This window comes from Sphingobium xenophagum NBRC 107872 (genome assembly GCF_000367345.1).
GTDB lineage: Bacteria > Pseudomonadota > Alphaproteobacteria > Sphingomonadales > Sphingomonadaceae > Sphingobium > Sphingobium xenophagum.
Genome location: NZ_BARE01000001.1, coordinates 19,239 through 39,698 on the forward strand (window position 1 = coordinate 19,239; position 20,460 = coordinate 39,698).

At 63.7% G+C, this 20,460-nt stretch carries 21 protein-coding genes and 1 pseudogene; 17 read left to right on the forward strand and 5 right to left on the reverse strand.

Going from position 1 to position 20,460, the window contains the following annotated elements:
* Positions 1 to 166 precede the first annotated feature (166 nt).
* From SX1_RS00115 to SX1_RS00140, 6 genes are all read left to right on the forward strand, one after another.
* Positions 167 to 1,609 carry an efflux transporter outer membrane subunit gene (locus SX1_RS00115; RefSeq protein ID WP_019051430.1) on the forward strand — a complete coding sequence of 481 codons (1,443 nt, stop codon included), beginning with the start codon at positions 167 to 169 and terminating at the stop codon, positions 1,607 to 1,609.
* Positions 1,609 to 3,093: an efflux RND transporter periplasmic adaptor subunit gene (locus tag SX1_RS00120; RefSeq protein WP_019051431.1), complete on the forward strand. Its 1,485-nt coding sequence runs from the start codon at positions 1,609 to 1,611 to the stop codon at positions 3,091 to 3,093. The genes SX1_RS00115 and SX1_RS00120 overlap by 1 nt, the downstream gene beginning before the upstream one ends.
* Before the next feature lie 5 nt (positions 3,094 to 3,098).
* Positions 3,099 to 3,800, forward strand: a complete 702-nt coding sequence (locus SX1_RS00125) for an ABC transporter ATP-binding protein (RefSeq protein WP_017182077.1) — start codon at positions 3,099 to 3,101, stop codon at positions 3,798 to 3,800.
* Positions 3,801 to 3,990: 190 nt separating this feature from the next.
* On the forward strand, positions 3,991 to 5,196 hold the full coding sequence (locus SX1_RS00130; protein WP_017182076.1) for an ABC transporter permease: 1,206 nt from the start codon (positions 3,991 to 3,993) through the stop codon (positions 5,194 to 5,196).
* Between the two features lie 198 nt (positions 5,197 to 5,394).
* Positions 5,395 to 5,799, forward strand: coding sequence for an RcnB family protein (locus SX1_RS00135; protein ID WP_017182075.1), 405 nt, complete (start codon positions 5,395 to 5,397; stop codon positions 5,797 to 5,799).
* A gap of 144 nt (positions 5,800 to 5,943) precedes the next feature.
* Positions 5,944 to 6,351 (forward strand): BLUF domain-containing protein, encoded by a 408-nt coding sequence (locus tag SX1_RS00140; protein ID WP_255209675.1) that lies wholly within the window; start codon positions 5,944 to 5,946, stop codon positions 6,349 to 6,351.
* 19 nt (positions 6,352 to 6,370) lie between these two features.
* Here the strand turns inward: SX1_RS00140 and SX1_RS00145 are convergent, their stop codons facing one another.
* The gene (locus tag SX1_RS00145) at positions 6,371 to 7,771 is read right to left on the reverse strand and encodes a GntP family permease (protein WP_019051434.1); all 1,401 of its coding nucleotides are present in this window, start codon (positions 7,769 to 7,771) and stop codon (positions 6,371 to 6,373) included.
* A gap of 277 nt (positions 7,772 to 8,048) precedes the next feature.
* Between SX1_RS00145 and rpsF the strand changes: the two genes are divergently transcribed.
* Genes rpsF through rplI form a run of 3 tightly spaced genes read left to right on the forward strand, consistent with a single transcriptional unit; the run spans position 8,049 to position 9,331 of the window.
* Positions 8,049 to 8,480 (forward strand): 30S ribosomal protein S6, encoded by a 432-nt coding sequence (gene rpsF, locus SX1_RS00150; RefSeq protein ID WP_017182072.1) that lies wholly within the window; start codon positions 8,049 to 8,051, stop codon positions 8,478 to 8,480.
* Between the two features lie 13 nt (positions 8,481 to 8,493).
* Entirely contained in the window at positions 8,494 to 8,718 is a 225-nt protein-coding gene (gene rpsR, locus SX1_RS00155) for a 30S ribosomal protein S18 (protein WP_006950194.1), read from the forward strand.
* 13 nt (positions 8,719 to 8,731) lie between these two features.
* Positions 8,732 to 9,331 (forward strand): 50S ribosomal protein L9, encoded by a 600-nt coding sequence (rplI, locus tag SX1_RS00160; protein ID WP_017182071.1) that lies wholly within the window; start codon positions 8,732 to 8,734, stop codon positions 9,329 to 9,331.
* 323 nt (positions 9,332 to 9,654) lie between these two features.
* Here rplI and SX1_RS23645 read toward each other — a convergent pair whose 3' ends face one another.
* From SX1_RS23645 to SX1_RS00175, 3 genes are read right to left on the reverse strand one after another with little or no spacing between them, the layout of a single operon-like run.
* Entirely contained in the window at positions 9,655 to 9,831 is a 177-nt protein-coding gene (locus SX1_RS23645; protein ID WP_017182070.1) for a YegP family protein, read from the reverse strand.
* Positions 9,832 to 9,855: 24 nt separating this feature from the next.
* On the reverse strand, positions 9,856 to 10,959 hold the full coding sequence (locus SX1_RS00170) for an NAD(P)/FAD-dependent oxidoreductase (protein WP_019051436.1): 1,104 nt from the start codon (positions 10,957 to 10,959) through the stop codon (positions 9,856 to 9,858).
* A complete protein-coding gene (locus SX1_RS00175) occupies positions 10,956 to 11,918 on the reverse strand; it encodes an alpha/beta fold hydrolase (protein ID WP_019051437.1) in 963 nt (320 codons plus the stop codon). Before SX1_RS00175 ends, SX1_RS00170 begins: the two co-directional genes overlap by 4 nt.
* A 41-nt stretch (positions 11,919 to 11,959) precedes the next feature.
* Between SX1_RS00175 and SX1_RS00180 the strand changes: the two are divergent.
* The 8 genes and pseudogenes from SX1_RS00180 (at position 11,960) to SX1_RS00215 (ending at position 19,558) form a co-directional block, all read left to right on the forward strand.
* Positions 11,960 to 12,437 (forward strand): annotated as a pseudogene (locus SX1_RS00180) (A24 family peptidase).
* 51 nt (positions 12,438 to 12,488) lie between these two features.
* Positions 12,489 to 13,499: a Flp pilus assembly protein CpaB gene (gene cpaB, locus SX1_RS00185; protein ID WP_019051438.1), complete on the forward strand. Its 1,011-nt coding sequence runs from the start codon at positions 12,489 to 12,491 to the stop codon at positions 13,497 to 13,499.
* Position 13,500: 1 nt separating this feature from the next.
* Complete coding sequence (locus SX1_RS00190) at positions 13,501 to 14,994, forward strand: type II and III secretion system protein family protein (RefSeq protein ID WP_019051439.1); 1,494 nt, start codon at positions 13,501 to 13,503, stop codon at positions 14,992 to 14,994.
* 16 nt (positions 14,995 to 15,010) lie between these two features.
* Positions 15,011 to 15,655 (forward strand): CpaD family pilus assembly protein, encoded by a 645-nt coding sequence (locus tag SX1_RS00195; protein ID WP_019051440.1) that lies wholly within the window; start codon positions 15,011 to 15,013, stop codon positions 15,653 to 15,655.
* 1 nt (position 15,656) lies between these two features.
* Positions 15,657 to 16,952, forward strand: a complete 1,296-nt coding sequence (locus SX1_RS00200) for a Flp pilus assembly protein ATPase CpaE (protein ID WP_019051441.1) — start codon at positions 15,657 to 15,659, stop codon at positions 16,950 to 16,952.
* 53 nt (positions 16,953 to 17,005) lie between these two features.
* Positions 17,006 to 18,004 (forward strand): type II secretion system F family protein, encoded by a 999-nt coding sequence (locus tag SX1_RS00205; RefSeq protein ID WP_017182063.1) that lies wholly within the window; start codon positions 17,006 to 17,008, stop codon positions 18,002 to 18,004.
* A gap of 15 nt (positions 18,005 to 18,019) precedes the next feature.
* Entirely contained in the window at positions 18,020 to 19,009 is a 990-nt protein-coding gene (locus SX1_RS00210) for a type II secretion system F family protein (protein ID WP_026002207.1), read from the forward strand.
* A gap of 132 nt (positions 19,010 to 19,141) precedes the next feature.
* Positions 19,142 to 19,558 (forward strand): DUF2147 domain-containing protein, encoded by a 417-nt coding sequence (locus tag SX1_RS00215; protein ID WP_019051442.1) that lies wholly within the window; start codon positions 19,142 to 19,144, stop codon positions 19,556 to 19,558.
* Positions 19,559 to 19,687: 129 nt separating this feature from the next.
* Here the strand turns inward: SX1_RS00215 and SX1_RS00220 are convergent, their stop codons facing one another.
* Positions 19,688 to 20,377 carry an aspartate/glutamate racemase family protein gene (locus SX1_RS00220; RefSeq protein ID WP_017182059.1) on the reverse strand — a complete coding sequence of 230 codons (690 nt, stop codon included), beginning with the start codon at positions 20,375 to 20,377 and terminating at the stop codon, positions 19,688 to 19,690.
* Positions 20,378 to 20,460: the final 83 nt, after the last annotated feature.

Consider the following 20,460-nt stretch of genomic DNA (forward strand, 5'->3'; position numbering starts at 1 on the left):
GACCCAAGCGCTGTAAAAAAGCGCGTAATTCCAATGGTGTTACACTTTGTGACATAAATAGCATTGAGGCATACACATGTCTGCGGCAGGCAGGCATACGACACCCTGCCCCCTTCACGGGGGACTGACGACGGCCCCTTTAACGATGACGGAGTGCTAGGAAAAGGTGCGATATCGCATTGTCTGGATCACGGGAACGGCGCTTGCCCTCTCCGCCTGCGCGGCGGGACCGGACTATCGCGCGCCGCAACCTGCCGCGCTCGGCATCCCCGCCACCTATGATCAGGGCAGCGGCGCTCCCGTCAACGACGCGGACCTCGCCCAATGGTGGACACGCCTGAACGATCCTGCCTTGTCCAAGCTGATCGATACCGCCGTCACCGCCAATCTCGACATAGTGCAGGCGCAGGCCCGGTTGCGGCAGGCGCGGGAATCGCTGGTCCAGGCCAATGCGTCCTTCCTGCCTCAACTCAGCGGATCGGCCAGCGGCGGCAAGAATTACCGCAGTCAGGCAGGCGGCACCCGCACCGACAGCAGCGGCAATGTCATCAGCCTGGGGTCCAGCAACTGGTCGAGCAGCTATTCGGCCGGTGCGAACGCCAGTTGGCAGATCGACCTGTTCGGCGAACTGTCGCGCAGTGCGCAAGCGGCGCGCGCGGACCTGGCGGCATCGGGCTATGACCTGGCAACGGTGCGGATGACGATCATTTCCGAACTGGTGACGAATTATGTGCAGGCGCGGCTGGCGCAGGAACAGCTGCGCATCGCCCGCGACAGTCGGCAGGTGCAGCAGGACAATTATGACATTGCCCGCTGGCGGTTGCAGGCGGGCCTCGTCTCCTCGCTCGACGAGCAGCAGGCGCGCGCGCAACTGGCGCAGACCAGCGCGTCGATCCCGCAGATCGAAGCCAGCCTGCGCGGCAGCCTCAATCGCATCGCGGTGCTGACCGGGCAGGCGCCGGGCGCCACCACCCGCGCGCTTGAAACGCCCGCGCCCATTCCGACCGCCGCGATCGACATCGCCACCGGCATTCCCGCCGACACGCTGCGCCAGCGGCCCGACGTGCGCAGCGCCGAACGCACGCTCGCCGCCGCTACCGCGCGGATCGGCGTGGCGCAGGCGCGGCTGTATCCCTCGCTTGGCATCAACGGCAATATCGGCACCACCTCCAACGCGTTCAAAGATCTGTTCAGCCTGATCACGGGCGGCGTGTTCGCCAATGTCGCGCAGACCATTTTCGACGGCGGCCGCCTCGCCTCCCAGGTGCGGGCGCAGAAGGCGGTGACCGATGGCGCGTTCGCAGCATACAAGCAAAGCGTGCTTGGCGCGCTGGAGGATGTCGAAAATGCGATGGCGGCGCTCAGCAGTGCACGGCTGCGCAAGGCGGAGTTCGCCACCGCCTATGACGCGTCGAACAATGCCGCGATCCTGGCGCGCAGCCAGTATCAGGCGGGCCTCACCGACTTCCAGACCTTGTCCAACAGCGAATCCACCCTTTTGAATGCGCGCAACAGCCTGGCTGGCGCGCAATCGGACGAAATCCTTGCCCTCGCCCAGCTCTACAATGCGCTGGGCGGCGGCTGGCAGAGCATGGAAAGCCGCCCCTGATGAGCAATGACACCACCACCGATCCGGCGCTGGACGAATTTCTGGGGGCAAAGCCTGCCAGGCCATGGCGCAAATGGGCCGTGCGCGGTGCGATCGGCGTCGGCCTGCTGCTGATCGTGCTGCTTGTCAGCCGTTGTTTCGCGGGCGAGGATCAGCCCAGCTATGCGACGCGCGAAGTGCGCCAGGGCGACCTGACCGTCAGCGTTTCGGCCACCGGCAATCTGCGTCCCGTCAATCAGGTCGATGTCGGGTCGGAACAATCGGGCAAGATCACCGCCGTCTATGTCGATGTGAATGACCGGGTCGTGAAGGGCCAGCGTCTCGCCGAACTCGATACGCGGCGTCTGGTGGACGCGGTGAACCAGAACCGGGCGCAAGTCGCGGCGGCGCAGGCGCAGGTCTCGCAGGCGCAGGCGCAGGTCGCCCTGGCCAAGGCGACGCTGGACCGTCAGCTTAACGTGTTCCAGCTGTCGGGCGGCAAGGTGCCCGCGAAAACCGAAATCGATTCAGCCCGCGCCAATTATGAGGGCGCGCTGGCCACGCTGCGATCGACGCTGGCGCAGGTGGATGTCTCCCGCGCGCAGCTGTCGTCGGCGCAGACCAACCTGACCATCGCCCAGATCGTGTCGCCGGTGAACGGAGTCGTCCTGTCGCGCGACATCGAACCGGGCCAGACCGTCGCCGCCTCGCTCAACGCCCCGGTCCTCTTCACCCTGGCCGAAGACCTGACCCAGATGGAGGTCGAAGTCTCGGTCGATGAGGCTGATGTGGGTCAGGTGAAGGAAGGCCAGAGTGCGACCTTCGCGGTCGACGCTTTCCCCGGCCGCAATTTCCCGGCGAAGGTCACGCGGGTCAATGTCGGGTCGAACAGCGCCAGCACCGCGTCGTCATCCACGACCAGCACGGCCAGCAGCTCGTCCGGCACCGTCGTCGCCTACACAGCCGTGCTGAGCGTCAACAACAGCGATGAAACGCTGCGCCCAGGCATGACGGCAACCGCCGACATCGTGACGCAGGAATTGCGCAACGTGCTGCTCGTCCCCAACGCCGCATTGCGTTTCAAGCCAAGCGCGGGCGCAGGCCGGGGTGGCGGCATCACCAGCACGCTCATCCCCCGCCGCCGCGGCAATCGCCCCACCCGCGAAGTCAGCTTCGGCGCGGGCAGCAGCCAGACTGTCTATGTCGTGGGCGAAGACGGCAAGCCTAAGGCGATACAGGTCGTCGTCGGCGCCAGCGACGGGTCGCGCACCGTCATCACCGGGGGCGACCTGAAACCGGGCATGCGCGTCATTACCGGGCAATTGGCGGCGGGCCAGGAACCGCCAGCCGAAGATCAGGCGCGCACCGGCGCGGACCAGCGCGCGCCACGCAAGGACAGCGCGCCGCGCAACCCGGCAACCGACGGCACGCCCGCGACCGTGGGCAAGCTCGGCAATTCGGGAGACGCCGCGCCGCAAACCGCCCCCGTGACGGCCAAGCCCTGATCGCCATGCCTGCGGACCCCATCATCACCCTGCGCGGCGTCACCAAAATCTACGGCAGCGGTGCGACCGAATTTCAGGCGTTGAAGGGCATCGACCTCGACATCGCGCAGGGCGATTTTGTCGCGGTCATGGGGCCGTCCGGTTCCGGCAAATCGACGACGATGAACATCCTTGGCTGCCTCGACGTGCCATCGGGCGGCGAATTCCTGTTCAAGGGCCATCATGTCGAAAGGCTCGACCGCGATCAGCGCGCGCTGCTCCGCCGCCGCTATCTCGGCTTCGTGTTTCAGGGGTTCAACCTGCTGTCCCGCACCAGCGCGCTCGAAAATGTCGAACTGCCCCTGCTCTATCGTGGCGAGGACAAAAAGACCCGTTACGAACTGGGGATGGCCGCGCTCGACAAGGTCGGCCTCAAACAATGGTGGGATCATACACCCGCCGAACTGTCCGGCGGCCAGCAACAGCGCGTCGCCATCGCCCGTGCCATCGTCACCAGTCCCGACGTGCTGCTGGCCGACGAACCGACCGGCAATCTCGATTCCGAACGATCGGTCGAAATCATGGAATTGCTGACCGATCTCAACCGGAACAGCGGTATCACCGTACTGATGGTGACCCACGAACCCGACATGGCGGCCTTTGCCCGGACCATCGTGCATTTTCGCGACGGGCTGGTCGAACGGATCGAAAAGGGGCTGGCGGCGTGAGTTGCGCACAGGTCAAACCTTCTCCCCGGGGGGAGAAGGATACACAGCCTTGCCCGCGCAGCGGGTTAGGCGAAGTTGGAAGAGGGGGCCGGACGCAGCCTTTGGCTCTTCCCCTCTCCCAGCTACGACTAGGCAGCAAGCTGCCAAGTCTCCGCATCCCTCGCCCCGCTGGGGAGAGGAAAGGATCGTCATGCTAGGCACCACCGTCATCCTCGCCTTCCGGGCGATCAACCGGCACAAGCTGCGCAGCTTCCTGACGACGCTGGGCATCATCATCGGTGTCGCCGCCGTCGTCACCATGGTGACTCTGGGCAATGGCGCGACCGCGGCCGTGCGCGAACAGATTAGTTCGCTGGGCGCCAATGTGCTGCAATTGCGCCCCGGCCAGGGCTTTGGCCGCGGCGGCGGCGGGCCGCGCCCGCCCGACTTCAAGCCAGCCGATCTGACCGCGATCGAAAACCAGCTGACCGGCGTTCGCGCGGTTGCGCCCATGGCCCAGTCGAGCGGCACCGCCATTTATGAAGGCAATAACTGGTCCACCACCATCTATGGCACCACTGCCGCCTATTTCGAGGTGCAAAGCTGGAAGCTGACCAGCGGCCGGCTGTTCATGCCGGAAGAGGAACAAGCCGGTCGCCCGGTCTGCATCATTGGCAATACGGTACGCACCAACCTGTTCCAGAATGCCGATCCCATCGGCCAGCGGATGCGGATCAAGGGCGTGTCCTGCCAGGTGATCGGCGCGCTTGCGACGCGCGGTCAGGGCGGCTTTGGCGATCAGGACGACGTCGTCGTCATGCCGATCAAATTCGTGCAGCGCCGCTTCACCGGCAATCGCGACATCAGCCAGATCATGATCGCGGTGGACGATGCCTATGACACGTCCACCGTACAGAACAGCCTGGAAGACCTGATGCGCGAACGACGCCAGATCAAGGCGGGCAGCGAAGATAATTTCAACGTATTCGACACCAAACAGATCAGCGACACGCTGACCGGCACCACCACCATCCTCACGCAAATTGTTGGCGCTGTGGCGGCCATATCCCTGCTGGTCGGCGGTATCGGCATCATGAACATCATGCTGGTCTCCGTCACCGAGCGCACCCGCGAAATCGGCATCCGCCTCGCCATCGGGGCGGTCGCGGGCGAAGTGCTGATGCAGTTTCTGGTCGAAGCGATCGTGCTGTCCTGCCTTGGCGGGGTGATCGGCCTCTTCCTCGCCCTCATCGCCTCCTGGTCAATAGCGCCGCTGATGCAGGTGCCCTTCATGTTCGACGTGAAGGTCAATCTGATCGCCTTCGTCTTTTCCGCCGTCATTGGCGTGGTGTTCGGCTATTTCCCTGCCCGCCGCGCCGCTGCGCTCAACCCCATCGACGCGCTGCGCCACGAATAGCGCGGACCGGCCCGACCGGCGCCCACCCGTAAAAGGGGCGCCGCGGGCTGCAAAGATGAACAGACATTCATCTTTAATCTTAATCTGTTACAATTTCCGACACTCTTTGCCCTTCCGCGACACATGGCTGCGACAAGCCCCGCCTATCTCTGTTCTCGACGCCGCAGAGGGCGCCCGAACACGGCAAAGGAGCAAGACATGTTCAAGAAGATCCTCATGACGCTGGCCACCACCACCCTGGTCGCCAGCCCGATCATCAGCAGCCAGGCACAGGCGCAGGCCTATGGCCAGCCGCATCGTCAGGAACAGACCCGCACGGTCGTCAAGCAGAAGCCCAATGGCCGCACCGTGGTCAAGCAGCGGACGGTCGTTCGCAAGGATGTGCGCAACAACCGCTACGCCGCCTCGCACCATCGCTGGGCGAAGGGCCAGCGTTTCGACCGGCGCCAGGCGACCAACTATCGCGTCATCAACAATTATCGCGGCTATCGCCTGAACGCCCCGCCGCGCGGCTATCAGTGGGTCCAGTCGGGTAACGACGCGGTGCTGATCGCCATCACCAGCGGCCTGATCGGCGCGGTCATCGGCAACGCGATCCGCTAAGCCAATCCATCCCCTTCATGCCCCAGGGATCTCTCCTCCCCTGGGGCATTTTTGCGTGCCCGCTTTCCCTGACACAGGTTAAATACCCCAAATTAACGGCTTGCCCGGCACAAGTCCCAGGGTGAGGGCGGATCGGGAACGGCCATGTCATTATATCAGATCATGTACATCAGCACCGTCACCGGGACGGTAACGCCCGACGACTGCGCCACCATCGCGCGCGAAGCCGCCATCCGCAATCGGCGGGACGATGTGACCGGCCTGCTATTGTTCAACTCGCGCCGCTTCCTTCAGGTACTGGAAGGTCCAAAGGACGCGGTAGAACGCATTTTTGCCCGCATCTATGACGACAGCCGTCATCGCGGCGTGGTCAAGCTGCGCGAGGGCGCGATCGTGGCGCGCGAATTTGGGCAATGGGCCATGGCCTATGATGACCCTTGCCACCCGTCCGACAGCCTGAAGGATGTGGTCGCCGCCTTGCTGACGAGCGCCGGGCCATCGACCAGCGCCCATTTCCTGGGATCGGCCGAACTGCATCGCCCGGCCGCCTGACCCCGCCAGACCAGTCCGTTCAGACCAGTCCGGTCAGATAATAGACCGCAATGACGATGAACACCGTCACCGTCTTGATCAGCGTCAGCGCGAAAATATCCTTATAGGCCTGCCTATGGGTCAGGCCCGTCACCGCCAGCAAGGTGATGACCGCGCCATTGTGCGGCAGGCTGTCCATGCCCCCCGATGCCATCGACGCGACCCTGTGCAGCACTTCGCGCGATATGCCCGCGGCATCGCCCGCAGCGATGAACTGGTCCGCCATCGCCGCCAGCGCGATCGACAGTCCGCCGGACGCCGACCCGGTAATCCCCGCCAGAGACGTGACGGTAATCGCTTCGTTGATCAGGGGATCGGGGATGGCGCGCAAGGCTTCCTTGACGATCAGGAAACCAGGCAGCGCCGCGATCACTGCGCCAAAACCATATTCGACCGCCGTGTTCATCCCCGCCAGCAGGGCGCCGCCGACCGCCGCCTTCGATCCTTCGGCAAAACGCTTCGCCACCGTCCGATAGGCAAACGCCAATATCGTTGCGATGCCCATCAGCAACGCGCCCTCGACGGCCCAGAGCGCCGACACCTGCGCCACCTTGACCTCGACCGGATCGGCCATGCCGACCAGCGACAGGGTGATGACGTCACCGCTCACCCAGCGCGGGATCGCCATGGTCAGCAGCAGATTGCCGACCCCCACGATCAGCAACGGGAGCAGCGCCACCAGCGGATGCACCGTGACCGAAGCGTCCACCGGCTCCGGCTCGTTCACCAGCGTTTCCGGCGCGCCATAGCCCTCCCCCGCCGCCATCATCGCGCGCCGCCGCCAGCCCAGATATGTCAGCCCCATCGCCGCGATACAGGCCGACCCGATCAGCCCCAGCACCGGCGCGGCCCAGGAGGTTGTGCCAAAAAAGCTGGTCGGAATGATATTCTGGATCTGCGGCGTGCCGGGCAGCGCATCCATGGTGAAAGTGATCGCCCCCAGCCCGATCGTCGCCGGGACCAGCCGCTTGGGGATGTCAGCCCGGCGGAACATTTCGGCGGCGAAGGGATAGACGGCGAACACCGCGACGAACACCGACACCCCGCCATAGGTCAGCAGCGCGGTGACCGCCATGATCGCCGGAATCGCCCGCCCCGCCCCGACAATGCCGATCACCGCCGTCACGATCGCGCGGGAAAAGCCGGAAATCTCGACCAGCTTGCCGAACAAGGCGCCCAGCAGAAACACGGGAAAATAGAGTTTGAGGAAACTCGCCACCTTTTCCATGAACAGCCCGGAAAAGGCGGCGGGGACAGCCGCGGGATCGGTCAGCAACACCGCCAGCATCGCCAGCAATGGCGCCATGATGATGACGCTCATCCCCCGATAGGCGGCGATCATCAGCAGGATCAGGGATAGTGCTGCAATTCCGACCGCCATAAGCTAACCTCTCAACCGTTCGCACTGAGCCTGTCGAAGTGCTGTCGTTCTTCTCTACGGGGATAGAAGAAAGGACAAGGCTTCGACAAGCTCAGCCCGAACGGATCGTGTTTATCTGCCTCCACCCTTGCCTTTCCCCCGCCTTTGCCCCATAGGCGCGCCTTCGCATCGGACCAGAGGTGACTCGGCCCGCTTGCGGAGCATGAAAGACGATAGCCGGAGGGGCGTTCCACATGGGGTGGGCGTCAGCAATCGGCCAACAGAAGAAGGTAGCATCATGGCTCTTTACGAGCATGTGTTCCTTGCGCGCCAGGATCTGGCACAGGCGCAGGTGGACGCTCTGGCGGAAAACGCCACCAAGATCGTGGAAGAAAATAACGGCAAGGTTACCAAGATCGAAACTTGGGGCCTGCGTTCGCTCGCCTACAAGATCGCCAAGAACCGCAAGGCTCACTATGTGATGCTGAACATCGACGCCCCCGGCGGCGTGATCGCGGAACTGGAGCGCCAGACGCAGATCAACGAAGACATCATCCGCTACATGACCGTCAAGGTCGATGAGCTGGAAGCTGGCCAGTCGGTCATGATGCGCAAGCAGGACCGCCCCGACCGTGGCGATCGCGGCCCCCGTGGTGACCGCGGCGATCGTGGTCCGCGCGAAGATCGTGGCGACCGTGGCCCGCGCCGCGAAGAAGCCGCTGGCGAATAAGGAGATCTAGATCATGGCACGCCCATTTTTCCGCCGCCGCAAGAGCTGCCCCTTCGCTGCGAAGGATGCGCCGAAGATTGACTATAAGGACGTTCGTCTGCTCCAGGGCTTCGTGTCCGAACGCGGCAAGATCGTCCCCAGCCGCATCACGGCCGTTTCGGCCAAGAAGCAGCGCGAACTGTCCCAGGCCATCAAGCGCGCCCGTCATCTGGGCCTGCTGCCCTACATCGTGAAGTAAGGGAGTAAGCCCCATGGAAATCATTCTGCTCGAACGTGTCGAGAAGCTCGGCGCCATCGGCGACGTCGTAACCGTCAAGGACGGCTACGCCCGCAACTTCCTGCTGCCCAACAAGAAGGCGCTGCGTTCCAACAGCGCCAACAAGAAGCTGTTCGAAGCCAACCGCGCCAAGATCGAGGCCGACAACGCCGCTCGCCGTTCGGACGCCGAAGCAGCCGCCGGCAACGTCGATGGCACGCAGATCATCCTGATCCGCCAGTCGTCCAACGCTGGCGCGCTCTATGGTTCGGTTGCGGTTCGCGACATCATCGAAGCGCTGCAGGCCCAGGGCATCACCAACGTCACCAAGGCGATGGTCGTTCTGGAACGCCCGATCAAGACGCTCGGCGTGTTCGACGTCAAGGTCGCGCTGCACCCCGAAGTCGCCGTCACCATCAAGGTGAACGTGGCGCGTTCGCCTGAAGAGGCCGACCTGCAAAGCCAGGGCGTCGACGTCATGGCCGACCTGTTCGAAAAGGACGAAGCCGGCTTCACCGAAGATTATGATCCCAACGCTGAACCCGGCGATCTCGCCGCGCTCACCGAAGAAGCCCCGGCCGAAGAAGAAGCCTGAGCTTTCGGAAGAGATCAAACAGAAAAGCCGCCCCGTAACGGGCGGCTTTTTTGTTGCGGTCGTGCCAGTTACAGACCGGATATTGGCGCGATGACCAAATCTCATCCTCCCCTTGCAGGGGCGGGAAACTGCATATGACTTTTCGTTATTCCCCGACGTCATCCTGAATTTATTTCAGGATCCATCGTGCCCAAAAACCGCCGCTTGATACGAGAAATGGATGCTGAAATAAATTCAGCATGACGGAGAGATGCCGCGAAAGGTCATGTGCAATTCGCCTCCCCTTGCAGGGGAGAATTTTTGATGCCGGATTTATAGCCGCCTTATTCCGCCTCTTCGACCGGCGCGCCCGGCCCGTTCTTCAGCACGGACTCGATCGCGTTTTTCGCGCCGGCCTTGCTGCTATAGCCTTCGGTCCAGAAGATCGTTTCGCTATTATATTTGAACTTGGCGACAAACTCGCCGGCCTTGTTCTTCTCGATCACGAACTTGTGCGCCATGTACCGTTCTCCAGATTCGTTTCGTCAGCGAAACCGGGTCGGAGAATAGGCATCCGCATCAATGCCTGCAACGCTTTCCGGCGGGGCTTCCCCGCGCAGCCGGGCGGCCGCCAGCAACGCGGCGGCGGGCGCGGTCTGGATGCCGAAACCGCCCTGCCCGGCGAACCAGAAAAAGCCCGGCCTATCCGGGTCGAACCCATATACCGGGGCACGATCGGGCGCGAAGCTGCGCAGGCCCGCCCAGACATGCTCGACCCGCGCGATCGGCCAGTCGACCGCCTTTTCGAACCGCGCGATCGCTTCCGCCACCGCCAGTTCTTCAGGCGCAGCGTCGCACGGGGGCGACGGCGCCTCGTCATGCGGGGTCAGCCAGACGCGCCCCTGCCCTTCCGGCTTGAAATAGAATTGCCCGGCCAGATCCATGATCAGCGGCAGGTCGGGCGATGGCATGGATGGCACGCCCAATTGCACCACCGTCCGCCGCAACGGGGTCAAGCCGATCGGCGCGACGCCACTGGCGCGCGCCACATTGTCCGCCCATGCCCCCGCCGCATTGATCAGGATCGCGCAGGCGATCACCCCGTCCGGCGTCTCCACCTGCCAGCCACCACCCACGGCGCGCGCCGCACATAGCCGCGTCGCCAGCCGCACTTCGCCGCCGCGCCGCCGGAACTGGCGCAAATAGGCCTGATGCAGCGCAGCCACGTCAATATCCTGACAACTCGCCTCCATGACGCCCATGGTCCAGTCCGGCCGCAACCCCGGCACCAGCGCGGCAGGATCGACAGGCTCCAGCACCACCTTGCCCGCAAATTCCGCCATCAGCGCATCGCGATGCCCTTCATCCCCGGCCCGTCCGACATGCAATGTGCGCCGCGGCGACAGGAAGCTCCCGTCATGAAAATCAGGTTTCGGAACGCTCAGCAACGGCCCCGACGCGGTCGTCAAAGGCTGTACCGCCGCGCCGCCATAGGTTTCTTCCCAGAACGCCACGGATCGGCCAGTGGCGTGGTAGCCGGCCCGATCCTCCATCTCCAGCAGCAGGACACGCGCCTCTCCCGCCAGTTCCGCGCCCAGGCTGGCCCCGGCCATGCCACCGCCCACAATAACGATATCGGGATGGCTCACGCCGCCATCTCGTCCAGAAAGGCGTCGATCCGCCGCAGCGCGTCCAGCCGGACAGGATCGAGTTCGCGCAATATCTCATGCGCGGCCTCTCGCCCATAGACATGCAGTCGCGCGCCGGGAATCCGCGCGGCGACGCGGCGGATCGCCGGGGTGGACACCAGTTGGTCAGCGCGAGTCGCCAATATCAGCAGCGGCACGGCAAGCCGCGCCAATGCATCACTCTCCGCCAATGCCCGCGTCGATTCCAGCGCCTGACTGACCCAGGTCCAGCTTGGCGGCCCCAGCGCAATGTCACGGCTATGGTCACGCCACCATAGTTCGTCGGCATAGCGGTCCGGGTCATGGGTCAGCCGCTTCTGCCGTATCCGTCGCTGCCGTTCGGACCCTTCCTTCTGCGTCCAGGCCTGCCGCGCACCCTGGCCCAGGCACAGCATCGCCCGCGCCACGGCCACGGCCAGCCATCGCGGCAAGGGCGCGCTATGCACGTCCAGCATCGGCGCGACCGTCACCGCCGCATCAGGCGCTGGCATCCCTTCGGCCAGAGCGCGCAGCAGCAAATGCCCGCCCATGCTGTGCGCCACCATCGCATATGGCCCGTCTCCCTCCACGCGCCAGTCCGCCGCCAGCGCCTTCAGGTCCGTGATCCAGTCGGCAAAATCGCCGATATGGCCAGTCATCGGATCGTCGGTCAGCCGACCTGACCCTCCCTGCCCGCGCCAGTCGAATGTAGTGACCGCCCATCCGCGTTCGGCCCAATGGTGGACCACCTCCAGATATTTTTCGATCATGTCGCCGCGCCCGCCCAGCACCAGCATCCGGCCCCGCGTTCCATCGCCCAGTTGATAGCGACGGATCGGCCAGCCGTCGGGCGCGCTCCAATAGTCCAGCCGCCCGCCCATCGGCCAGGCGCGGCGGTCAAAGGATGGCGTGGTGAAGCGGGGCGAATCCATGCGGGCCATGGTTACGGTTTGGTAAGCCATCGGGTCTAGGGTCAAATCCCATGACGGGGGAATATTTCAAAATCATACTGCTCTGCGCCCTTGGCGCACTGCTGATCGCTGCGGCGATTACCGATTTGCGTGCGCGCATCATCTCCAACCGGCTCAATCTGGCGGTCGCCGCCCTCGCGCCGCTCTGGTGGCTGGCAAACGGCTATGCGCTCTGGCCCGACATGGTGGTGCAACTGCTGGTCGGCGCCGCCATCTTCACCCTGTTCGCCGCGCTGTTCGCGCTCGGCATGATGGGCGGCGGCGACGTGAAGCTGCTGACCGCGCTGGCGCTGTGGTTCCCGTGGCAGGCGATATTGTCGCTGGTCGTGCTGATGGCGCTGCTGGGCGGCGTGGTCACGCTGGTCACCGTCATCCACCACAAGATGACCCACAGGCTGGGACAACCTGAAATTCCCTATGGCGTGGCGATTTCCCTCGCGGCGCTGTGGCTGCTGCCGTGGCCAACGATATTTTAACCAATTTACGTGATGAGTGAAGCACTGGGGGCAGTGCTCCCATTACAGGGAGGCGAATTTCGTCATGGATGCCAAGAAAATCGTGCTGCTGGTAGGAGCGCTTATCATAGCGGTCACTACGGCCTTGCTTGCCCGCAGCATGTTGAGCTCCTCCAGCGCACCGCAGGTCAATGCTGCGTCGATGCCCGTGGAGGCCGATCAGCCCCATGTGCTGGTCGCGACCAAGGCTTTGCCGGTTGGCACCATTCTGGACGCTGAAAGCTTCCGCTTCCAGCCCTGGCCCAAGGATCTGATCGAACAGGCCTATTATCTGAAGGGTCAGGCCGATCCGGCGAAACTGGCAGGCAGCGTCGTGCGCACCGCCATTTCCGCCGGACAGCCGCTGACCCAGGGCGGCCTGGTCAAGCCCGGCGATCGCGGCTTCCTGGCCGCTGCGCTTGGCGCAGGGATGCGCGCGGTCACCGTTCCCGTCTCGGCGCAAAGCTCGGTCGCGGGCTTCGTGTTTCCGGGCGACCGCATCGACCTGGTCCTGACGCAAAGCGTTGCGGGCGGTGGCGATGGCGAAGCGCTCAAAGTCTCCGAAACCATCCTGCGCAACCTGCGCGTCCTTGCCACTGACCAGCGGATGGATGCGATGGGCGCGGACGGCAAGCCGGAAGTACGTACCTATTCCAACGTCACGATCGAAGTGACGCCCAAGATCGCGGAAAAGATCGCGGTTGCCCAGACCATCGGCTCCCTGTCGATGTCGCTGCGCTCGATCGCCGATACCGCGTCTGATCTGGACGCTGCCATCGCCGGTGCCGATGTCGATCTGCCCGATGGCGCCAGCCCGAACGCGGAAAAGGCGATTATCGCCAAGATCGCGTCGCGCCCCATTGATCGCGGCTCCACCTATTCGACCGGCGCCGACGTGTCGCGCTACCAGCGCAGCTCGGTCCCGGCCAAGGCCGAAAACGGCGTGGCGATGGCTGGCACCGGCGCCCAGATTACCGCACCGGCTGCCGTCAGCGGCCCGGTCATCCGCGTCGCCCGCGGCACCAACGTGACCGAAGTTTCGGTCGGGGGGAAGTAAGATGAAGTCGATGCTCCAGATGTCCGGGCGCAAGGTCGCCGGACCCGCGATCGCGCTCGGCCTGGCCGTCGCCATGACCGCCGTGCCCGGAACGGCCGTCAACGCCGCGCCGTCCAGCGCACAGGACAATGCGATCCTCATGTCGGTCGGCGGCAGCCGTGTCGTCAACCTGGGCGCCAAGATGTCCGACGTGGTGATCGGCAATCCCGAAGTGGTCGACGTTCATGTCCGCTCGCAGAACCAGCTTTACTTGATTGCCAAGAAGGCAGGCGAAACCACTGTGTTCGCCACCGCCCCCAACGGCAAGGTGCTGTTTTCCGGCACGGTTCGCGTCGGCAACAACCTGACCAGCATCGATGACATGCTCCGCCTGGCGATGCCCGGCGCGAACATCGCGGTCAACAAGATGAACGGCATGGTCCTGCTGACCGGCACCATCCAGGCGCCCGAAGATGCCGCCGAAGCCGAACGGCTGACGCAGGCCTTCGTCGGCAAGGAGACCACCGTGGTCAGCCGCCTGCGCATGGCAACGCCCTTGCAAGTGATGCTCCAGGTCAAGATTTCCGAAGTCGCCAAGGATGTCGGTCATAAGATCGGCACGAATTTCTCCAGCCTGGATACGTCTGGTGGCAAGGTGCTGGGCAGTATCGGAGGCGGCACACGCAACTTCGTTACTCAGTCCACGACAGCTGCAGGCCAGACATGGACTTTCAACAACCCTAGCGACGGCAGCTACAGCCTTGGCGGCGTTGCTCGCATATTGGGCATGGACATCGCCGGTGCGCTGGACCTCGCCGAATCGAGCGGCCTTGCCACCACGCTGGCGCAGCCCAACCTGACCGCGCTGTCGGGTGAAACCGCCAGCTTCCTGGCAGGCGGCGAATATCCCTACACGGTCAGCAACGGCACGCAGGGCAACAGCATCGAATTCAAGCAATATGGCGTGCAGTTGGCCTTCACGCCGACCGTGCTGGCCGACGGCCGCATTTCGCTGCGCGTCCGTCCGACCGTTTCCAGCCTGGATTTCACGCTGAACGCCAACGTCCCTGCGCTAAAGAGCCGTACCGCCGAAACCACGGTGGAGCTGGGTTCGGGTCAGGCCTTCATGATTGCGGGCCTGCTCAACAATGAAACCAGCAACGGCATCAACAAGGTGCCGGGCATCGGCAACCTGCCAATCCTGGGAAGCCTGTTCAAGTCGCGCCAGTTCCAGCGCAGCGAAACCGAACTGGTCATCGTCGTCACCCCCTATCTGGTGAAGCCGATGAACGCATCGGACGTGCGCCTGCCGACCGACGGCTTCCGCAACGCCAATATCGGTCAGGGGCTGCTGCTCCAGCAGGGCAATGACGGGATCAGTGGCAAGCAGGGCGAAATGCCGCGCCGCGCGCCCGGATCGCCCACGCCGGTTACCCCCGGCCCGCAGGCATCCGCCGCCGCGCCGGTCGCAAAGCCGGGCAAGCCCGGCAAAGCCGCCCCCGGTTTCAGCTTCTGACGGAAGGACCAAAGACATGACCTATCTGTCCGCCAAGACTCTCACCGCCCTCGCCATATTGGCGCTTCCGCTCGCTGGCTGTGTCACTGACAGCCCCAATCGCAGCGTCGAATCGGTGCATCAGCCGGTCGTGAGCTACGCCGCCTACACGTTCGACGTGCAGGCCAGCGGCGACTCACTGTCCGCCTATGAAGCAGGCCGTCTCAACGACTGGTTCGCCTCGATCGGGCTTGGCTATGGCGATCAGGTCGCGATCGTCACGGATGCTGGCTATTACAGCCCCGGCATTCGCGAGGGCATCGCCGATGTCGTCGCCCGTCACGGCCTGCTGGTCGCAGAGGATAGTTCCGCCGCCGCTGGCGATGCGCCCCAGGGCAGCGTCCGCCTGATCGTGCGCCGCGCCACCGCCAGCGTCCCTGGCTGCCCAGACTGGAGCGGCAAGCAGGAAACCGACATGAATCTGGGCACCACGTCCAATTTCGGCTGCGGCACCAACAGCAATCTGGCCGCGATGGTCGCCAATCCCGAAGACCTCGTCCGGGGTCAGGGCACCGACAGCAATCTGCGTACGGCCACGTCGAACCGCGCCATTTCCACCTATCGCGACAAGCCGCCAACGGGCGCTGGCGATCTCAAGCAGATGTCAGCAGGAGGCCAGTAACATGAACGCCCCATGGAAACCCGGTTTCACTGGTCAGCGTGATCCGTTTCACGCCTTCGTCTGCGACGATCACAGCTATGATCTGATCCGTTCGGTCTGCGCCGAACTGGGCTGGGCACCGGAAAAGGTGAACAAGGGCGGGATGCGCAACGCAGTCCAGAGCCTGTCGATCACTGCATCGCCGCAAATCCTGTTCGTCGATATGTCCGAAAGCGGCGATCCGCTCAACGACATCAACAGCCTGGCGGAAGTGTGCGAACCCGGCACCGTCGTGATCGCGGCGGGCCAGGTCAATGACGTGCGCCTCTATCGCGATCTGGTGGCCAGCGGCATTCAGGATTATCTGCTCAAGCCATTTGGCGCCGACCAGTTGCGCGACGCGCTGGCCAATGCGCAGGCCGTGTTCATGGCCCCGCGCGACGCTGCGCCCGAACGCCCGCACATGACCGTTGCGGTCATCGGCACGCGCGGCGGCGTGGGCGCGTCCAGCATCGCCACCTCGCTGGCATGGATGCTCTCGGACAAGAAGAAGTGTCCGACCGCCTTGCTCGACCTCGACGTCCATTTCGGCACCAATGCGCTGGCGATGGACCTGGAACCGGGGCGTGGCCTGACCGACGCGATCGACAATCCCAGCCGCATCGACGGCCTGTTCATCGAACGCGCCATGGTGCGGGCGAGCGACACGCTGGCGATCCTGTCTGCCGAAGCGCCCATCAGCCAGCCGATGATGACCGATGGCGGCGCCTTCTATCAACTGCTGGAAGAATTCCGGCAGGTGTTCGAATGCAGCGTCGTCGATCTGCCGCGCAACATGCTGATCCAGCATCCGCATCTCATGACCGACGCGCAAGTCACGCTGGTCGTGACCGAACTGACGCTGGCGGCGGCACGCGACACGATCCGCATCCTGTCCTGGCTCAAGAGCAACGCACCGCAATCGCGCGTACTGGTGGTCGCCAACCGCGTCCATCCCGGCTCGCCCGAAATCAGCCGCAAGGATTTCGAAACCTCGATCGAACGCAAGGTCGATGTCCTCATCCCGTTCGACCTGCGGGTCGGCGCGCAGGCGGCAAAGCTCGGCAAGACATTGGCCGAAGCTGCCAAGGGCAGCAAGGTCGGCGCAGCCTGCACCGCCCTGCTCGACCAGGTGCTTGGCGCGGCCGATGCGGGCGATGGCGCCACCGGCGCTGCGGCACCGCGCAAGAAGGGCGACTCCCTGCTCGGCAAGATCGGCGACTTCCGCAACATGATGCCCTCTCGCCGCAAGGCCAAGACGGCCGCATTGGAAGATTGATCGCGTCCGCCGCCTGACCGGGCGGCGGCGCTGACTGGGGAATAGGCGAACAGATGGACGGCAATTTCATCCTGATAACGGTTTTGGTGGCAACCATGTTGGGCATGGCCATCATAGCGTTCGCCGGTCCGTCGCCGGAAAAGGCGCGCAAGCGCCGCGTCGCGATGATCCGCGGCCGTCACAGCGATTCGGCAGAAGCACTGCTGGAAGCGCGGATGCGCAAGGCCATTTCGAACCGTTCGACTGGCGCCGAAGCCAAGATGCTGGTGTCGCTGATCCCCAATCCGGAAAATCTGACCAAGCGGATCAGGATGACCGGCAAGAAATGGACGCTCAGCCAATATATGACCGCCAGCGCGGGCATATTCCTGGTACTGTCGGCGTTCCTCATGGTGCGCGGCTTTCCGTTCCTCATGGCTGTCATGGTCGGCATGGCCGCCGCTCTGTTCCTGCCGCACTGGTGGGTCAGCCGCCTGATCAAGCAGCGGATCAACCGCTTCAACGCCAAATTCCCCGACGCGCTTGAACTGCTGACGCGCGGCCTGCGCTCCGGCCTCCCCATCGCTGAAACGCTGGGCATCGTGTCGAGCGAAATTCCAGGGCCAGTAGGCGAGGAATTCAAGCTCATCACCGAACGGATCAAGATCGGCAAGACGATGGAGCAGGCGCTTCAGGAAACCGCCGATCGACTCGGCACGCCCGAATTCCAGTTCTTCGTCATCACGCTCGCGATCCAGCGGGAAACCGGCGGCAACCTGGCTGAAACCCTGTCGAACCTTGCCACCGTGCTGCGCCAGCGCGCGCAGATGAAACTCAAGATCCGCGCCATGTCGTCGGAATCAAAGGCGTCGGCCTACATTATCGGCTGCCTGCCTTTCCTCGTATTCTTCATGATCTGCTACATCAACTTCAACTATATGAGCCCCTTCTTCACGCCCGATCCGGCGGGCATTTTCGGGCTTTCGCTGATGCAGGTGATCGGCATCGGGGGCATGTGCTGGATGGCGATTGGCGCCTTCATCATGGCCCAGATGGTCAATTTTGAAATCTGATCGGGGATAAGAGACATGGACGCCCCTACCCCTGCCGGCACACTTTTCGGCATGACCGCCACCGATTTTGGCACCTTGCTCGCCGCGCTGGCGACGCTTGCCATGCTGTTCGCCCTTTATGCGATCATGACCGTGCGCGATCCGATGGCCAAGCGGGTCAAGGCGCTTAACGATCGTCGCGAACAGTTGAAGGCGGGCATAACCGCATCGACCGCCAAGCGTCGCGCGAAGCTTGTCCAGCGCAACCAGACGACGGACCATATGCGCTCCTTCCTGTCGAGCCTGAAGGTTCTGCAGGACGACCAGCTCAAGGACGCGCAAATCCGTCTGGCGCAGGCCGGTATCCGGTCAAAGGACATGGCCGTCGCCGTCATCTTTGGCCGCATGATCATGCCGATCGTCATCGGCGGCGCAGCGGCCTTGCTGCTTTATGGCGTCGGCATTCAGCCGGAATGGGGGCCGGTGAAGCGGTTCTTCGCCTTCGCGATTGCGCTGCTGCTCTCCTACAAAGCCCCTGACATCTTCATCGACAACAAGGTGCAGAAGCGCTCCGCCGCGATCCGCAAGGGATTGCCCGACGCACTCGATCTGCTGGTCATCTGCGCCGAAGCAGGCCTGACCGTCGATGCCTCCTTCAACCGCGTGGCGCGCGAACTGGGCAAGGCCTATCCTGAGCTTGGCGACGAGTTTCAGTTGACCGCGATTGAACTCAGCTTCCTGACCGAACGGCGCATGGCGTTCGAAAATCTCGCCACCCGCGTCAAGCTGGACGCGGTCAAGGGCGTGGTGACCACCATGATCCAAACGGAAAAATACGGCACCCCGCTCGCTTCGGCGCTGCGCGTGCTGTCCGCCGAATTCCGTCATGAGCGCATGATGCGCGCCGAAGAAAAGGCCGCGCGCCTGCCTGCGATCATGACCGTGCCGCTGATTCTCTTCATTCTGCCGACCCTGTTCGTCGTCATCCTGGGTCCGGCGGCCTGCTCGATCAGCACGGCCTTCTGAAAATTCCGGCGCGCCGCGGCCCGCTGCCGTAGCGTTCCCAACCAAAACGCCCGCTTCCGCCAAAAAAAGGCGGTGGCGGGCGTCGCAATTTGCGGCATATCTTCGGGCAAAAGATATGGAGAAACGGATCGCATGAAAGCTGCCACCATCGCCCTTGCCGCCCTGACCACGGCCATCACCCTGCCCGCTTATGCCGCGCAGCCCGTCATAGGTCGCTGGGCCACTGTCGAGGCCAAAGCCATCGTCAACATCGCCCAGTGCGGCAAAAGCCTCTGCGGCAAAATCGAAAAAATCCTTAAGCCCACGCCGGGCCGCCCGAATACCGATGTCGAAAATGCCGACCCGGCGCTGCGATCCCGCCCGCTGGTGGGCCTGCCCCTGCTGACCGGCTTTGGCGACGCCGGCAGTCATTGGAAAGGCACGATCTACGACCCGGAAAGCGGCAAAAGCTACACGTCCAAAATCAGCCGCAACGCCGATGGCACCCTGAAAGTCCAGGGCTGCATCGCCTTCTTCTGCAAGACGCAGACATGGACGGCGGTTCGCTAAGGCAGTGCTGGCGCGCCTCCCTGGCAACAGGGAGTGCCTTGCTACACCCTCATGTCCAGGTCTTTACCGTTTCCGACGACGCGATGATCTGACTGTTGGAGGATGACAGCCTGACTGAAGGCTGTCCCTCTAGCCCAGGATGAACTCGACCCCGGCCATGGCATGGATCGACGTGCAGTCGTAGATCGGCAGCACATTGGCCTTTACGTCGACGATCAGCTCCAGCTCGGTGCAGGCCAGCACCACCGCCTGCACATCCTGCTTGGCGATGTCGGTCATTTCCGACTTCATATAGCGTTCGGATTCGCGGCTGATCTTGCCGACAGTCAGCTCGTCATAGACGATGCGGTCGATCCGGTCGGCCAGTTCCATGTCGGGGGGCAGCAGCGACACGCCATGCGCAACCAGCCGCTGGCGGTAGAATTTCTCGGTCATCACGTTGCGCGTACCGATCAGCGCGGCTTTTTCGACGCCGTCGGCCTGCATCTTCTTGCCGACGCGCTCGGCGATATGCAGGATGGGCACATGCACCGCGCCCTGCACCCGGTCATAGACGCGGTGCATCGAATTGGCGCAGATCAGCAGCGCGCCCGCGCCTGCCGTCTCCAGCCGCCGCGCCGCCGCGATCAGCACGTCCGCCGCGCTGTCCCACTCCTCATCGCTGGTGCAGGCCGCAACGGTCGCAAAGTCCAGGCTCTCGATCAGCAGCGGCGCGCTATGCTGCCCGCCACGCGCACGATGCACCGCTTGGTTGATGATCTCATAATAGCGGGCGGTTGACGTCCAGCTAAGACCGCCGATCAGGCCAAGTTTGTGCATTGTCACCCCTATCCCGTCATCCCGGCGAAAGCCGGGATCTCAATTCTCTTCTGCCTGATAGCGAAAGAAAAGAGAGATTCCAG

What these genes read in the sequence shown, in the direction of transcription:
- SX1_RS00210 (WP_026002207.1), top strand. Translation starts at nt 18,020, where the DNA reads ATGGACGCCCCTACCCCTGCCGGCACACTTTTCGGCATGACCGCCACC.
- SX1_RS00130 (WP_017182076.1), top strand. Translation starts at nt 3,991, where the DNA reads ATGCTAGGCACCACCGTCATCCTCGCCTTCCGGGCGATCAACCGGCAC.
- SX1_RS23645 (WP_017182070.1), bottom strand. Translation starts at nt 9,831, where the DNA reads ATGGCGCACAAGTTCGTGATCGAGAAGAACAAGGCCGGCGAGTTTGTC.
- rpsR (WP_006950194.1), top strand. Translation starts at nt 8,494, where the DNA reads ATGGCACGCCCATTTTTCCGCCGCCGCAAGAGCTGCCCCTTCGCTGCG.
- rplI (WP_017182071.1), top strand. Translation starts at nt 8,732, where the DNA reads ATGGAAATCATTCTGCTCGAACGTGTCGAGAAGCTCGGCGCCATCGGC.
- SX1_RS00145 (WP_019051434.1), bottom strand. Translation starts at nt 7,771, where the DNA reads ATGGCGGTCGGAATTGCAGCACTATCCCTGATCCTGCTGATGATCGCC.
- SX1_RS00195 (WP_019051440.1), top strand. Translation starts at nt 15,011, where the DNA reads ATGACCTATCTGTCCGCCAAGACTCTCACCGCCCTCGCCATATTGGCG.
- SX1_RS00215 (WP_019051442.1), top strand. Translation starts at nt 19,142, where the DNA reads ATGAAAGCTGCCACCATCGCCCTTGCCGCCCTGACCACGGCCATCACC.
- rpsF (WP_017182072.1), top strand. Translation starts at nt 8,049, where the DNA reads ATGGCTCTTTACGAGCATGTGTTCCTTGCGCGCCAGGATCTGGCACAG.
- SX1_RS00220 (WP_017182059.1), bottom strand. Translation starts at nt 20,377, where the DNA reads ATGCACAAACTTGGCCTGATCGGCGGTCTTAGCTGGACGTCAACCGCC.
- SX1_RS00200 (WP_019051441.1), top strand. Translation starts at nt 15,657, where the DNA reads ATGAACGCCCCATGGAAACCCGGTTTCACTGGTCAGCGTGATCCGTTT.
- SX1_RS00135 (WP_017182075.1), top strand. Translation starts at nt 5,395, where the DNA reads ATGTTCAAGAAGATCCTCATGACGCTGGCCACCACCACCCTGGTCGCC.
- cpaB (WP_019051438.1), top strand. Translation starts at nt 12,489, where the DNA reads ATGGATGCCAAGAAAATCGTGCTGCTGGTAGGAGCGCTTATCATAGCG.
- SX1_RS00125 (WP_017182077.1), top strand. Translation starts at nt 3,099, where the DNA reads ATGCCTGCGGACCCCATCATCACCCTGCGCGGCGTCACCAAAATCTAC.
- SX1_RS00140 (WP_255209675.1), top strand. Translation starts at nt 5,944, where the DNA reads ATGTCATTATATCAGATCATGTACATCAGCACCGTCACCGGGACGGTA.
- SX1_RS00120 (WP_019051431.1), top strand. Translation starts at nt 1,609, where the DNA reads ATGAGCAATGACACCACCACCGATCCGGCGCTGGACGAATTTCTGGGG.
- SX1_RS00175 (WP_019051437.1), bottom strand. Translation starts at nt 11,918, where the DNA reads ATGGCCCGCATGGATTCGCCCCGCTTCACCACGCCATCCTTTGACCGC.
- SX1_RS00205 (WP_017182063.1), top strand. Translation starts at nt 17,006, where the DNA reads ATGGACGGCAATTTCATCCTGATAACGGTTTTGGTGGCAACCATGTTG.
- SX1_RS00190 (WP_019051439.1), top strand. Translation starts at nt 13,501, where the DNA reads ATGAAGTCGATGCTCCAGATGTCCGGGCGCAAGGTCGCCGGACCCGCG.